This window comes from Pseudomonas sp. 9.1(2019) (assembly GCF_009910445.1).
Classification (GTDB): Bacteria; Pseudomonadota; Gammaproteobacteria; order Pseudomonadales; family Pseudomonadaceae; genus Aquipseudomonas; species Aquipseudomonas paraversuta.
This window is the reverse complement of record NZ_VBWF01000005.1, coordinates 734,293-748,683: the sequence shown is the minus strand read 5'-3', so window position 1 is coordinate 748,683 and position 14,391 is coordinate 734,293. Positions and strand designations below refer to the sequence as shown.

The 14,391-nt window shown below is 57.1% G+C and carries 13 protein-coding genes and 6 tRNA genes; 3 read left to right on the top strand and 16 right to left on the bottom strand.

Annotated elements, in window-relative coordinates:
* Positions 1-67: 67 nt before the first annotated feature.
* Entirely contained in the window at positions 68-694 is a 627-nt protein-coding gene (locus tag FEZ21_RS09550; protein WP_127196187.1) for an alanyl-tRNA editing protein, read from the top strand.
* Here the strand turns inward: FEZ21_RS09550 and FEZ21_RS09545 are convergent.
* The 12 genes from FEZ21_RS09545 to FEZ21_RS09490 all read right to left on the bottom strand — a co-directional run bounded on the left by FEZ21_RS09545 (position 687) and on the right by FEZ21_RS09490 (position 6,700).
* Complete coding sequence (locus FEZ21_RS09545) at positions 687-1,520, bottom strand: glycine betaine/L-proline ABC transporter ATP-binding protein (protein ID WP_127196186.1); 834 nt, start codon at positions 1,518-1,520, stop codon at positions 687-689. The two genes, FEZ21_RS09550 and FEZ21_RS09545, sit on opposite strands and share 8 nt — an antisense overlap.
* Positions 1,517-2,368 (bottom strand): proline/glycine betaine ABC transporter permease, encoded by an 852-nt coding sequence (locus FEZ21_RS09540; protein ID WP_003442571.1) that lies wholly within the window; start codon positions 2,366-2,368, stop codon positions 1,517-1,519. Before FEZ21_RS09540 ends, FEZ21_RS09545 begins: the two co-directional genes overlap by 4 nt.
* A 26-nt stretch (positions 2,369-2,394) precedes the next feature.
* On the bottom strand, positions 2,395-3,417 hold the full coding sequence (locus FEZ21_RS09535; protein ID WP_003442572.1) for an ABC transporter substrate-binding protein: 1,023 nt from the start codon (positions 3,415-3,417) through the stop codon (positions 2,395-2,397).
* The gene (locus FEZ21_RS09530; RefSeq protein WP_160626944.1) at positions 3,414-3,962 is read right to left on the bottom strand and encodes a sigma-70 family RNA polymerase sigma factor; all 549 of its coding nucleotides are present in this window, start codon (positions 3,960-3,962) and stop codon (positions 3,414-3,416) included. Before FEZ21_RS09530 ends, FEZ21_RS09535 begins: the two co-directional genes overlap by 4 nt.
* A 124-nt stretch (positions 3,963-4,086) precedes the next feature.
* Positions 4,087-4,878, bottom strand: coding sequence for a phosphate/phosphite/phosphonate ABC transporter substrate-binding protein (locus FEZ21_RS09525; protein WP_160626942.1), 792 nt, complete (start codon positions 4,876-4,878; stop codon positions 4,087-4,089).
* Positions 4,879-4,896: 18 nt separating this feature from the next.
* Positions 4,897-5,838 (bottom strand): fatty acid desaturase, encoded by a 942-nt coding sequence (locus FEZ21_RS09520; protein WP_160626940.1) that lies wholly within the window; start codon positions 5,836-5,838, stop codon positions 4,897-4,899.
* A gap of 188 nt (positions 5,839-6,026) precedes the next feature.
* Positions 6,027-6,102: transfer RNA gene (locus tag FEZ21_RS09515), tRNA-Gly, on the bottom strand.
* Between the two features lie 5 nt (positions 6,103-6,107).
* Positions 6,108-6,183 (bottom strand) — tRNA-Glu (locus FEZ21_RS09510).
* Between the two features lie 103 nt (positions 6,184-6,286).
* Positions 6,287-6,362: transfer RNA gene (locus FEZ21_RS09505), tRNA-Gly, on the bottom strand.
* Between the two features lie 5 nt (positions 6,363-6,367).
* A tRNA-Glu gene (locus FEZ21_RS09500) sits at positions 6,368-6,443 on the bottom strand.
* A 103-nt stretch (positions 6,444-6,546) separates the two neighbouring features.
* Positions 6,547-6,622, bottom strand: a tRNA-Gly gene (locus tag FEZ21_RS09495).
* Between the two features lie 2 nt (positions 6,623-6,624).
* Positions 6,625-6,700 (bottom strand) — tRNA-Glu (locus FEZ21_RS09490).
* A gap of 307 nt (positions 6,701-7,007) precedes the next feature.
* On the opposite strand from FEZ21_RS09490, the gene FEZ21_RS09485 reads away from it, so the two are divergent.
* Entirely contained in the window at positions 7,008-7,763 is a 756-nt protein-coding gene (locus FEZ21_RS09485; RefSeq protein ID WP_178092365.1) for a hypothetical protein, read from the top strand.
* A gap of 115 nt (positions 7,764-7,878) precedes the next feature.
* On the opposite strand, the gene FEZ21_RS09480 is transcribed toward FEZ21_RS09485, so the two are convergent.
* From FEZ21_RS09480 to secA, 4 genes are all read right to left on the bottom strand, one after another.
* Complete coding sequence (locus FEZ21_RS09480; RefSeq protein WP_160626938.1) at positions 7,879-8,823, bottom strand: Nudix family hydrolase; 945 nt, start codon at positions 8,821-8,823, stop codon at positions 7,879-7,881.
* A complete protein-coding gene (locus tag FEZ21_RS09475; RefSeq protein WP_003442582.1) occupies positions 8,820-9,452 on the bottom strand; it encodes a glutathione S-transferase in 633 nt (210 codons plus the stop codon). The genes FEZ21_RS09480 and FEZ21_RS09475 overlap by 4 nt, the downstream gene beginning before the upstream one ends.
* A gap of 49 nt (positions 9,453-9,501) precedes the next feature.
* Entirely contained in the window at positions 9,502-10,719 is a 1,218-nt protein-coding gene (gene argJ / locus FEZ21_RS09470; RefSeq protein ID WP_003442593.1) for a bifunctional glutamate N-acetyltransferase/amino-acid acetyltransferase ArgJ, read from the bottom strand.
* A 116-nt stretch (positions 10,720-10,835) separates the two neighbouring features.
* The gene (gene secA, locus FEZ21_RS09465) at positions 10,836-13,589 is read right to left on the bottom strand and encodes a preprotein translocase subunit SecA (RefSeq protein WP_010655778.1); all 2,754 of its coding nucleotides are present in this window, start codon (positions 13,587-13,589) and stop codon (positions 10,836-10,838) included.
* Between the two features lie 308 nt (positions 13,590-13,897).
* Between secA and FEZ21_RS09460 the strand changes: the two genes are divergently transcribed.
* The gene (locus FEZ21_RS09460; protein ID WP_003442603.1) at positions 13,898-14,356 is read left to right on the top strand and encodes a DUF721 domain-containing protein; all 459 of its coding nucleotides are present in this window, start codon (positions 13,898-13,900) and stop codon (positions 14,354-14,356) included.
* Positions 14,357-14,391: the final 35 nt, after the last annotated feature.

Here is a 14,391-nt window from a genome sequence, read left to right as displayed (position 1 = left end):
TTTGGATGGATTATCACACTCAAGGGCCGCCCCTATACTGGAAAAAGAAACCCTCCAGGATAGAACCATGACCCAACGCCTGTTTTTTACCGATGACGCACTGACCGCAGAGGTCGAGGTTCTGCGCTGTACGCCCCACGAAGACGGCTTTGCAGTGGTCCTCAATGCCACGCCCTTCCACCCTCAGGGCGGCGGGCAGCCATCTGATACTGGCTGGATTGCAGACAGTGAAGTGGTGAAAGTACTGCAAGAACAGGACGCCATCGTGCATTACCTCAAACAGCCGGTTTTGCCAGGCCCGGCACGGGCAGAAGTTGACGCGACACGCCGCCATCTAAATGCGCGCCTGCACTCGGCCGGACACTTGATTGGCGTGCTGGGTGAGCAGGCAGGCTGGATTCCCGCCAAGGCCCACCACTGGCCGGGCGAATGCCGGGTAAGCTTCACCCCCGGCGATAATCCGCAAGAGCTGGAGCCCGAAACCATCGAACAGCATCTTGAGCAATGGATCAGAGCCGACTTGCCAAGGCACATGCAGCACGACTCCGGGCAACGGGTTATCCGCTTTGGCGACTTGCCGGGTTATCCCTGTGGCGGCACCCATGTCCGCTCATTGGCCGCGTTACATGCCGTCAGCGTGCTGTCGGTTGGCCAGAAAAAGGGCGTGCTGTCCGTGCGCTATGAGGTCAAATAAGCCTGGCCCGGTGACGTTGTACAAAACGCTCCACGTAATCGTCCGCGGGGCTCAGCAGGATTTCCTGCGGCGTCCCCACCTGAATCAGCTGCCCGTCCTTGAGCATGGCGATGCGATTACCAATACGCAGCGCTTCATCCAGGTCGTGGGTGATAAAAACAATGGTTTTTTCCAGGGTTCGCTGTAGCTCCAACAGCTGATCCTGCATTTCTGCACGGATTAACGGGTCCAGGGCGCTGAAGGCTTCATCCATCAGAATAATGTCGGTGTCAGTCGCCAGAGCCCGCGCCAGCCCTACTCGCTGGCGCATGCCTCCCGACAGTTGCTGCACGAAAGCCTGTTCATAGCCCTGCAGCCCTACCATCGATATCCAGTGCCGCGCCCGCTCATTGCACTGACCTTTACTCTCGCCGCGCACCTTGAGGCCGTAGGCCACGTTTTCCAGCACGTTGCGATGGGGCAGCAAGCCAAAGCCCTGAAACACCATGCTGATTTTGTGCCGTCGAAACTGGCGCAAGGCAGGCATGTCGTAATCCAGGATGTTTTCACCATCCACCAGGATCTGGCCGCTGGTGGGGTCGATCAGACGGTTGAGGTGGCGCACCAGCGTCGACTTGCCCGAGCCGGACAACCCCATGATGACGAACACCTCACCCGCGCGAATCGACAAGGACAGATCATTGACCCCCACCACACAACCGGTTTGCGCCAGTACCTGTTCCTTTTTCAGGCCCTCCCGGAGCAGGGTCATGACTTCTTTTTCGCGGCTGCCAAACACCTTGAAAACGTTGCGTACTTCGATCTTGTCGAGGGCCACCGGGGTCATTTTTGCTCCCCGTGCCGAGTACGGCCATAGGCCTGGGTGATCCGGTCGATAACCACGGCCAGAATCACAATCGCCAGCCCCGCTTCAAGGCCTTTGCCGACGTTGAGTGTCTGAATACCCACCAGCACATCCTCACCCAGCCCCCGGGCACCGATCATTGAGGCGATGACTACCATCGACAGCGCCATCATGGTGGTCTGGTTAATCCCGGCCATGATGCTGGGCATGGCCAGCGGCAATTGCACACCGAACAGTTGCTGCCATGGATTGGCACCAAAAGCGTTGATCGCTTCCATCACCTCCCGGTCGACCTGGCGCAAGCCCAGATCAGTCAGACGGATCAGTGGCGGCACGGCATAGATCACCGTGGCAAAGATCGCCGGAACCTTGCCCAGGCCGAACAGCATCAGCACCGGAATCAGGTACACAAAACTGGGCATGGTTTGCATGATGTCCAGCAACGGCATCATCACCGCACGCAAGCGATTGCTGCGGGCCGCCAGAATCCCCAGCGGAATCCCCAGCAACACCGAAATAACCGTGGCCACCATCATCAATGCCAGGGTTTGCATGAGTTTGTCCCACAGGCCGACCGCCCCCACTAAAAACAACAGGCCGACAATCAACAGGGTACTGAGGATTTTACGTGTGGCGTGCCAGCCTATGGCACCGACAATGGCCAGCATCAACCACCAGGGTGTCAGGCGCAGCAGGGTTTCGAGGTTGATAATGGCCCAAAGCAAAGTGTCGGAGATGTGCCGGAACACATCCCCGTAATTGCTCACCAGTGCATCAACTCCATCATTGACCCAACCGGCGATGGAAAACGTCAAATTTTCAGGGAACATGCCGTGCTCTTGCTTGATTGAAAGCGTTAATCGGCTTTGAGGGCCGCATCGACCTTGGCCGCGGCATCGGGGGTGACCCAGGCATGCCAGATCTGCGGCTGTTCACGTAAAAAGGCTTCTGCCGCCTTGCGTGGCTCGGTACGTTTTTCGCTCATCCGGGCCAGGGTGGTGTTCAACAGGTCGATAGGGAAATCGACTTTTTCATAGAACTCCACTAACTGCGGGTATTGAGCTTTAAAGGGGGCCGATACGCCAATGGCCAGTTTTGCCGGTAATGAGCTCGTACCTTTGGGGTTGGGGTTGCTGGCATCAGCCAGGGTTTTCCAGGCCTCGGCATCAAACGCCGGTTCTTCCAGCTTGATCAGCTTATAGCGCCCGATCAGCGGGGTTGGCGACCAGTAGTAAAACAACACGGGCTTGCCACGGCGAATCGAAGAACTGACTTCTGCGTCCAGCGCAGCGCCCGAGCCGGTGCGGAAATTTACAAAATCCTTGTCCAGGCCATAAGCCTTGAGCTTTTGACTGTTTACAATTTCAGAGGTCCAGCCGGTCGGACTATTGAGAAAACGCCCGCGGCTCGGGTCTTCCTGATCGCGGAATACTTCTTTATAGCGCGCCAGATCCTTTACCGACTTCAAGTCGGGGGCCACGGCCTTGATGCCTTTTTCAGGGTCGCCCTTGACCACGTACTCCGGCACCCACCAACCCTCACTGGCGTTTTTGACGATGTCACCCAGACCGAACACCTTGCCTTCAGCCTCGGCCTTGACCCACACCGGGCTGCGCCCTGCCCATTCTTCGCCAATCACCTGGATGTCATTTTTGGCCAGCGCCGCTTCGAGGCTGACGGTACTGCCGGGCAAGGTATCCGTGGCCACGCCGTAGCCTTTTTCGGTAATTAAACGCAGTACTTCAGTGATCAGGCTGCCGCTTTCCCAAGTGATATCACCGAAGTGCACGGGTGCAGCCGCAGGCGCGGCCAATACCGGTTGCGTTGCGATCCCCAGTGCCAGCAGCGTGCCGCCGAGCCATTGTTTAAGGTTGTTCATAGCGAGTCTCTTGTTATGAAGGGGCTTTGTTTCGGCAGTGCAGCGTCGCTTATCAAGCAGCGGCCAAGGGCAAGGCTCATGTAATCGCTGACAGAGCGCCGGGAAATACCCAACTGCGCCGCTATTTCTGGATACGTAAGACCATTGACCCTTGAGAGCAGAAAAGTGTTCCGAACCTTTTGCGGCAAACCGTCGAGCAGCGCGTCAATCATCTGCAAGGTTTGATGAGCCTGGGCCAGCGCCTCGGGTGATGGCGAACAAAGCGCAAGTTCATGCTGCATCTTCATCAGATACGCCTGCTCCACGTCTCGGCGGCGCCAGCGCTGGTAAATCAAGCGTCGGGCAATGGTGGTCAAAAGGGCACGGGGTTCGCGGATCGACATCCCCTGCCCGACGCTCAAAAGCTGGGTAAAGGTTTCGGCCGCAATGTCTTCAGCGTAGCTGCTGGAACCGGGGTAGCGGCGCAAACGCGCCTGCAGCCAGCCATGATGGGTGCGATAAAGCAGTCCCACATAGTCTCGGTGAGAGGTGTCGGCGCCGGACATAAAGGCTCCAAAAGAAGTAAAAACGGTATGTCCGGTGATCCGGTGCGGCGATCCTATCAAAGGCCTTTATTCAATTTAAATACTAAAAACACATTTAGTTATTCGTTATTTGACTAAAAAACATCTAAGCCAGTACTGCATACCCACATTCGGTGGCGACTCGCTGAAGATCGAGCACAGGTTGATAATCCACTTCGCTGACCGGCAATACTTCCTGCACACCCAATACAGCCCTGACCTGCGGCAATTGCTGCAAAGCCTGATTCATTGCCCGGCGAATCTGCTCTGCACCACCGCGCCCGGTGCCGAGCGCGGTGATGTAAGGCAAGGTGGGGCTGTTTTCGGTACGTGCCACAGTGCGTAAGCCCGCGACCTCTGCCGGGGCGTAACGGGCCAGACAGTCAAAGGTGACACTGTCGATGCAAGCCAGGTCAGCCCATCCTTCACGCACATGGCGCAGGCTTTGTTGATGGGCACCGCTGATGGCCACGCTGGCAAAGAATCGTCCACCCTGCTGCAACGGCGCCAGACGGTGACGAAACAGGTTCATGCCGCTGTTGGAGTGCAGGTCGTTGATCACCCCGCGACTGCCCTTGAAGTCAGCCAGATCGGTACGCGGGTCGGTGGCGCGGCTGACGATCAAACTGCAGTGGTTGCCCGCGCTGCTGTCATTCAGTTCATAGCGCGGGCGACCCACCAGCTGCACCTGACCGCGCAACAGGGTCATCAGCGGGTAACCACAGGTCTGGGTCAGCAACAGATCCGGGGACCTTAACAACTCAAGCAACTCCAGCCCCCGGCCATCACGACGAGGTACATCCAGTAGCTCCACAATTCGAGTCAGCCACTGCTCACTGGCAACCTTCACCGGTTGCGGCGCAACGTACATCACGAGTTCTGCATAACGTCCCGGCATCGGGTGCTCCCTGTGGGTTCAATTGAACGGGTGCTGCGGGCTATCAATCGGCTGCAGGCCGTGACCACGAATCAATTCGCCATACCCCCGTACCAGAAAGCCGCCACTGCGTTGTTGCCATTGGGCACGCCGCGCCTGATAGATTGCGGGCAAGTAGAACCATGGCACACCAGGCAGATCATGGTGCACCAGATGCAGGTTCAGATTCAGGAACAGCCAGGTCCAGGGCCAGCCCGCTTCGTTAAGCACCGTGCGCTGCTCGGGACGTACAGCGGGCCGATGTTCATAAAAGGAGCGAATGGCGCCCACCGACAGCGCCGGTACGCTGACAAAAAATACATACTGGCAAACTGTCACTTCACTGTAGCGGGCAATAAAAGCAAACATCAGCAGCGTCAGACAACCGTGGGTCAGCCACATGCGCCAGGCTCGGGCATCACCACTGAGCAAGCGCTGCAGTTCTTGTCCAGCCAGGCCGGCCAACGACAGAGGCGCCCCCAGCAGCAGTCGTCCCAGCACGGTTTTGTTCAACCAGTGCACGCCGCGCAGCATTTTAGAGCTGCCTTGCCATCGCGCCTGGCTCAAATAGCGGCTTTCCGGATCAACCCCCGGCACAGTCAGGTCATGGTCGCGGTGATGCAACAAATGGCTGTCGCGGTACAGGGTGTATGGATACCACACGGCAAAAGGGGCATAGCCCAGCAGCTTGTTGAACCACTCAAAGCGGGTGGGATGACCGTGCAGCAATTCGTGCTGCAGCGACATCCACAACACTACAACCGGAATCAGCAATCCGCTGGTCCACCAACTGCCAATCAGCGAACTGCCGAGCAGCAAGGCAAACCATGCGCCGGGTACGGCAATCAACAATAACCATGTGGGCCATTGGGTCCGGCCGGTGAATGTGCGGGACAAGGCCAGGATGTCCCGGCGCTGGGCGCTATCGAAATAATGCGACATCTGCGGAACTCAACACAGGTTTGAATCCATCTGTGGCGCGAGTCGTACTTTTCTTGCAGATCGTTTGGTTATGGGCTTAGAGCGTTTGGCGGGGGTACCGGGGGGATTAAAACGCTGAAACGCAAAAAGCAGCCCGAAGGCTGCTTTCTGGTGTTTTTTGCAACTGCGTAGCTCCAAAAAACAAAATTTGGAGCGGGAAACGAGACTCGAACTCGCGACCCCGACCTTGGCAAGGTCGTGCTCTACCAACTGAGCTATTCCCGCAATAATGGCGTCCCCTAGGGGACTCGAACCCCTGTTACCGCCGTGAAAGGGCGGTGTCCTAGGCCACTAGACGAAGGGGACGTTGCCCGAAACGTACACTGTACATTTCAGTGTCAGCCGCATTAACCGCAGTAAACGCTTTGGCTTTCACTCAACCCCGCCCGAGAGCGTGATTGCTTAAAAATGGAGCGGGAAACGAGACTCGAACTCGCGACCCCGACCTTGGCAAGGTCGTGCTCTACCAACTGAGCTATTCCCGCAATAATGGCGTCCCCTAGGGGACTCGAACCCCTGTTACCGCCGTGAAAGGGCGGTGTCCTAGGCCACTAGACGAAGGGGACGTTGCCCGAAACGTACACTGTACATTTCAGTGTCAACCGCATTTACCGAAGTAAATGCTTTGGCTTTCACTCAACCCCGCCCGAGAGCGTGATTGCTTAAAAATGGAGCGGGAAACGAGACTCGAACTCGCGACCCCGACCTTGGCAAGGTCGTGCTCTACCAACTGAGCTATTCCCGCAATGGCGTCCCCTAGGGGACTCGAACCCCTGTTACCGCCGTGAAAGGGCGGTGTCCTAGGCCACTAGACGAAGGGGACACGCTACAACTTCACTGGTTACATGCGTTTGGCTGTTCGCTTTACGCTGCAATTGGCGCGCATTCTAGGGATGGATTGGGAAGTCGTCAACCCCATTCTTAAAATATATTGAAATCAATGACTTCCCTCTCCTTTAGGCTTTTTCATGCGCAGTATGTCGCCGAACTCCTGACGTCTATATTCCGTCATCTCCCAAGGCGTTATGATTGACAGCATTAGGTGATGGCAATTTGTACCTATCGATTCCCAGCTTCTTTTTATAGAGCCGGCAGACCACCCTGAAGAGGTTCTAACGTTGACTCCTTCCATGATCGCCCTGCTTGTCATAGGCGGGATCGCACTTCTGATCGCCATCGGTTACATGAACCATGTGGTGGAAAACAAAAACCTGGAAAAAGCCCGCCTCAAGGTCGAGCTCAACGACCGCATCCGTCGCCTGAGTGAAGTGAACGAAACGTTTCCAGGGCAAATGATGTCCCCTGCCCTGAAACTTCTACTGACTCGGCTCGAGCTCAACGCCACCCAGCGACTGTTACTCCTTAACAAATCCAGTGCTGCATTGAAAGCCCGGGTTGCCGAGCTCAATGCCCTGCTCGCGCAAGGCGAGTCGATACCGGTCAACAACCCTCCGCGCCCGATTCTCACCGAAGCCAAAGCCAAGGATGTGCGTTTCCAGCTGGAAACACTGCACGGCCAGATCACCCGCGCCACCAAGGATCGAGTGCTGGCGACCAACGAAGCCAAGCAGTGGCTCAAAGAAATCCGTCACCTGCTGGTGATCTTGCATATCGAATTTTTCAACAACCTTGGCCAGCTGGCCCTGCAGCAGAATCAGCCGGGCCAGGCGCGCCTGGCCTTTGAGCGTGGCGTGCAATACCTGCGTAAACAGCCTGACGCGCAGTACAGCGCCCAGCTCAAGGCGTTTGAAGCTCAGCTGGCCCGCGCCAACGCAATGTTGCAGAACGGGCTTGAGCCGTCCACGGACGAGGTCAATGAACTGACCGAGGGACTCAGAACAGATGAGACCGACGGCGACTGGAAGAAAAAAGCCATTTACGACTGAAGGCCGACGCGCCCTGCATAGCAAAACCCGGCAGGCGCCGGGTTTGGTTATTCAGGCGCAGCGTTTTAAATCAGGGCGCAATCACTCGACTGCCAGAACCCCTGCAGATTGCGTATCAAGCCTCAGGCCAGAGTGCGCGAATCCCGGCAACACCTTGCGCACCAATCGCCCATGCCTGTTGAAGATCATCCGGCCCCAGGCCGCCCAGCAAAAATACCGGCTTGCTGAAGCCGGCAACCAGTTGCTGAGCCTGCTCCCAACCCAAAGGTTGCGCATCAGGGTGGGTCTGAGTGGGCAGAACCGGTGACAGGGTCACGAAATCCACATCCATTTGCTCAGCCAACGCCAACTCTTCTGCGTTGTGACATGAGGCTGCCAGCCAGCGATCTTTCGCCAGAGGCCGCCCCTTGGACGCGTACTTACGCAGTTGCGCAGCAGTTAAATGCCAGCCCGCCGAAGGAAAGTCACCCAGCCACTCCAGTGGCCCCTTGAGCATCAGTTGCGCCTTGCCCGCACACAACCCCGTAGCATCTACAGCCAGATCACGGTACTTGGGGTCATAACCATTGGGGGCTCGCAGCTGAACCAGTTTGATGCCGCCAGCAATGGCCTTCTTCAGCCCCCGTAGCAGTTCCGGCGTTTCCAGCCCGTCCGGAGTAATCAGGTACTGATCAGACAAACGGGCAGCGGCCACGATCGGCTCGTTAGCCGCCGGAAACTGGTAATCAGCCAATTCGCGCGCAGAGACCCAGGCCACTGGCTGGCCTTCTACCCCATGTGGCTCACCTGCAAAGGCCGAGACTTCCCAGACATCCAGCAAGACCTGTTTGTCAGGGTAATCATGCTGCACCTTGATCAAGGGGCGAGCCGATTCAACCCTGATCCCCAACTCTTCTTGCAGTTCACGACCCAGAGCAGCCTCAACCGACTCACCAGCCTCAACCTTGCCGCCAGGAAACTCCCAAAGCCCGCCTTGATGCTGGGAATCTGCACGACGTGCGATCAGGATTTTACCGTCTGTACCTCGAATAACGGCCGCAGCCACATGAACTCGTTTCACCCTTGTACTTCCTCTAATCCGGCCTGTTGCCAGGCTTTGAACGCGGGCCATTGGTAAATGGCTTCAACATAGGCGGCATCTTCAGCCGACAGAGCTACACGATAGGTATGAAGACGGACTGCCACCGGTGCGAAAAAAGCGTCCACCAGGCTCGGAGGCCCGAACAGATACGGCCCGCTTTCGATTGCCAGTGCGCGGCACTCTGCCCACAACGCACTGATTCTTTCGATATCGGCCCGAGCTTCGGCAGGCATGGACGCCAACGCCTGATCGTGGCTCAAATCAAAGGGCAAGTTTGCCCGCAAGCCAAAAAAGCCGCTGTGCATTTGCGCACATGCCGATCGGGCCTGGGCCCGCGCGGCGATATCTGCCGGCCACAATTGAGCGGCCGGGAATTGCTCATTCAGGTATTCGGCAATTGCCAGAGAATCGGCAATGGTGCCGTGTTCGGTCTGCAACAGGGGTACTTTGCCCGTTGCCGAGTACTGCAGGATCAAAGCCCGGGTATCGGGCTGACCCAGCTTGATCATCTGTTCGCTATACGAAACACCTGCAAGTTCCAGCGCCAGAGCGGCACGCAAGGACCAGGATGAGTACAACTTGTCGCCAATGATCAGATGCAAGCTCATGGTGGGCCGTCCTTTTGACGAATACAGGGTACTTGTTGCAGAACCGGATTTAAGTGCGGTATTCGGCGTTGATTTTCACGTACTCGTGGGACAGGTCAGTGGTCCAGATGGTTTCACTGCACACACCGCGACCCAGTTCGATACGAATGGTGATTTCTTCCCGGGCCATCACTGCCGAGCCCTGCTCTTCGGTATAACTGACCGAACGCGCACCACCGCTGGCGATACATACCTCACCCAGGTACACGTCGATTTTGCTCACGTCCAGATCAGGTACGCCAGCACGGCCTACAGCGGCCAGGATGCGACCCCAGTTCGGATCAGATGCAAAGAGTGCCGTTTTGATCAGTGGCGAATGGGCAACGGTGTAACCCACGTCCAGGCATTCCTGATGGTTAGCGCCGCCATTCACTTCAACAGTGACGAACTTGGTTGCACCTTCACCGTCACGCACAATGGCTTGCGCCACTTCCATGCAGACCTCTAACACTGCCTGCTTCAGGGCAGCGAACAGCGGGCCGTTGGCTTCGGTGATCTCAGGCAGGTCGGCTTTGCCGGTAGCAATCAACATGCAGCAATCGTTGGTCGACGTATCACCATCGATGGTGATGCGGTTGAACGACTTGTTGGCGCCGTCAAGCAGCAGGTTTTGCAGCACTTCACGGGAAACCTTGGCGTCGGTCGCGATGTACCCGAGCATGGTGGCCATGTTGGGACGAATCATCCCCGCGCCTTTGCTGATACCGGTCACGGTGATGGTTACACCCTCGTGCTCGAACTGGCGGCTGGCACCTTTGGGCAAAGTGTCAGTAGTCATGATACCGGTGGCCGCTTGTGCCCAGTTGTCCTCGGAAAGGTCGTCCAGCGCGGCTTGCAGTGCGCCTTCGATTTTCTCGACCGGCAGCGGCTCACCGATTACCCCCGTGGAATACGGCAGAACCGAATTGGCATCAACCCCTGCCAGTTCAGCGAGCTTGTCGCAGGTACGGGCAGCCGCGATCAGACCCGGGGTACCGGTGCCCGCATTGGCATTGCCGGTGTTGGTCAGCAGGTAGCGGATCGCGCCCTGAAAACGTTGCTTGGCCAGGATCACCGGCGCAGCGCAAAACGCATTCAAAGTGAATACGCCTGCAACGCTGGAGCCTTCGGCGCAGCGCATTACCACGACATCCTTGCGTCCCACACGCTTGATACCGGCAGAAGCAATACCCAGTTCAAAACCGGCAACCGGGTGCAAAGTAGGCAAAGGACCAAGACCAACAGCCATGACGCGCTCCTAAATAAGTTCTGTGCGCCGCCGCGAAAGCACGCAAATTCAATGGTAAAACGCCGCGACGGCTAATGCCGGTCGCGGCGCAGGTACTTCAGCAGTTGGAACGGGTTTTAATTGATTTGCCCGTGGCAATGCTTGTATTTCTTGCCCGAGCCGCAGTAGCACAGCTCATTGCGACCCAGCTTCGGCTCATTACGAACAGGCTCGGTAGCCGGTACGACGTCTTCAACATCGGCCCCCTGCAGCACTTCAGCCAGCGCTTCGGGCTGATCAAGGCCCGGTGCTTCGGCATGCTGGAACTGCATGCGCGAAGCCAGGTCTTCCGCTTCCTGACGCAGACGAGCCTCTTCTGCTTCCGGGTCTTCGCGACGAACCTGTACATGGGACAGCACACGGATCGAATCGCGCTTGATCGAATCAAGCAGCTCGGAGAACAGGTTGAACGACTCGCGCTTGTACTCCTGCTTCGGGTTCTTCTGCGCATAGCCGCGCAAATGAATACCGTGGCGCAGGTGATCCATGGTCGACAGGTGGTCTTTCCACAAGTCATCCAGTACACGCAGCACAATTTGTTTCTCGAAGGTGCGCAGCGCTTCCGGGCTCGCCTGCTCTTCTTTCTCGTTATAAGCCGCCAGCAACTCGTTCAGCAGCTTCTCACGCAGGGTTTCTTCGTACAGGTGGTCGTCTTCATCGAGCCATTGCTGGATCGGCAGCTTCACCCCGAAACCGGTTTCGATAGCCGACTCCAGACCTTTGACGTCCCACTGTTCCGGCAACGACTGCGGTGGAATATGCGCGCTGACAGTGCTTTCAAGAACGTCCTTGCGGAAGTCGGCGATGGTTTCACCGATATTGTCCGCAGCAAGCAACGTGTTACGCATGTGATAAATCACTTTACGCTGTTCGTTGTTGACGTCATCGAACTCCAGCAATTGCTTGCGGATGTCGAAGTTGCGGCCTTCAACCTTGCGCTGCGCCTTTTCGATCGCGTTGGTCACCATACGGTGCTCAATCGCTTCGCCGGACTGCATGCCCAGGGCCTTCATGAAGTTCTTCACCCGGTCAGAGGCGAAGATGCGCATCAGGCTGTCTTCAAGGGACAGGTAGAAACGGCTGGAACCCGCATCACCCTGACGACCGGCACGACCGCGCAATTGGTTGTCGATACGGCGCGACTCGTGACGCTCGGAAGCGATCACATGCAGGCCGCCCGATTCCAGCACTTGCTGGTGACGTTTCTGCCAGTCGGCCTTGATCTGTGCGATCTGCTCCGGAGTCGGGTTCTCAAGGGAAGCCACTTCCACTTCCCAGTTGCCGCCCAACAGGATGTCAGTACCACGACCGGCCATGTTGGTCGCGATGGTCAGTGCCCCAGGACTACCGGCCTGGGCAATGATTTCAGCTTCTTTTTCGTGGAACTTGGCGTTCAGAACCTTGTGCTCGATACCTTCCTGCTTCAACAGGTTGGACATGTGCTCGGAGGTTTCGATGGTGGCCGTACCTACCAGCACCGGACGGCCCTTGGCCATGCAGTCCTTGATGTCAGCCACAATCGCCGCGTACTTCTCGTCAGCGGTGAGGAACACCAGGTCGTTGAAGTCTTTACGTGCCAGGGGCTTGTTCGGCGGAATGACCATCACCGACAGACCGTAGATCTGGTGGAATTCGAACGCTTCGGTATCAGCCGTACCGGTCATGCCGGACAGCTTGTTGTACAGACGGAAGTAGTTCTGGAAGGTGGTCGATGCCAGGGTCTGGCTTTCAGCCTGAATGTTCAGGCCTTCTTTGGCCTCGATAGCCTGGTGCAAGCCTTCGGACAGACGACGGCCCGGCATGGTACGGCCGGTGTGTTCGTCGACCAGCAATACCTGACCGTCTTCAACAATGTATTCAACGTTGCGGTTGAACAGCTTGTGGGCGCGCAATGCGGCATAGACGTGGGTCAGCAGGCCCAGGTTGTGTGCGGAGTACAGGCTCTCGCCCTCTGCCAGCAGACCGATCTGGGTCAGCATGTCTTCAACGAACTGGTGACCGGCTTCGTTCAACTCAACCTGACGGGTCTTTTCATCGATAGTGAAATGACCGGCTTTGGTCACTTCGCCCTCGACTTCCTCGACATGCAACTCAAGGCGCGGGATCAGCTTGTTGATTTCGGTGTACAGCTTGGAGCTGTCTTCGGCCTGGCCGGAGATGATCAGCGGAGTACGGGCTTCGTCGATCAGGATCGAGTCGACTTCGTCGATTACGGCAAAATTGAGCTCGCGCTGGAATTTTTCTTCCATGCTGAAAGCCATGTTGTCGCGCAGGTAATCGAAACCGAATTCGTTGTTGGTGCCGTAAGTGATGTCGGCAGCATAGGCTTCACGCTTTTCCTGAGGCGGCTGGAACGGCGTGACAACACCGACCGTCAGGCCCAGGAATTCATAGAGCGGACGCATCCAGTTGGCATCTCGACGAGCCAGGTAGTCGTTCACGGTTACAACGTGTACGCCCTTGCCCGACAATGCGTTGAGATAAACACCCAGGGTTGCTACCAGGGTCTTGCCTTCACCGGTGCGCATTTCTGCGATCATGCCTTCGTGCAAGGTCATGCCGCCGATCAGCTGGACATCAAAGTGGCGCATGCCCATGACCCGCTTACCCGCTTCGCGGCACACCGCAAAGGCTTCTGGCAACAACTGGTCGAGGGTCTCACCTTTGGCTATGCGGGCCTTGAACTCTTCGGTCTTGGCGCGCAATTGCTCATCGGTCAGGGCAACCATCTGCTCTTCGAAGGAATTGACGACCTGTACTGTCTTGAGCATGCGTTTGACTTCGCGCTCGTTCTTGCTTCCAAAAAGTTTCTTTAACAAAGGCGCAAACATATCGGCAGGATCTTCCACACATAGGGATGGAGGGCGGCCCCGAGAGTCGCCCGAGCAGCCCTGATGGCCGCATGCGAGCGAGCATTCTACCCGGAAACGTCGGTGAGGAAAGTGGCGTTATTCCACGATACTGGTGCAGCGTTGTGACGGGGCCTCACTAAAATAAGGGCTTTTTGCTGAACTTCAACCCATGGAGAGCAGAAGTTACTCATTGATTCCACAAATAAAGTTTTTGAAATCAGGATCATATCGAGTGAAACAGGCGGTTTCTGCTAAGATTGCGGCTCTGTTTCCTCAGGTGTCTGAACATGGCATTTCGCCCACACCCAGCACGGGCACCCTCCGTTCTGCTCCGCGAGGCCAAGCCCCTGAAGGCCATTTTTGGCCACGCCAAACGTCTGGCACACTTGCAACGCCTTCTTGAAAGCCAGCTCCAGCCGGCCGCCCGCGAACATTGCCACGTCGCTTCATGGCGTGAAGGCAGCCTGTTGCTGATTGTGACCGATGGCCACTGGGCCACTCGCCTGCGTTATCAGCAAAAGCGCCTGCAACGCCAGTTGCAGGCATTTGACGAGTTCGCCAGCCTGACCCGGATCCTGTTTAAAGTGCAGCCACCGACGGTGCAGGCCAAAGTTGCCGGACATACGCTCGACCTTTCGGTCAATGCCGCCCAGACCATCCAGGCAACGGCCGATGGTATCAGCGACCCGGCCCTGCGCGCCGCCCTTGAGCGGCTGGCCAGTCACGCCAAGCCCAAGCCTCAGTAACCGATACGTGCGGGAGCTGGCTTGCCAGCGATGAA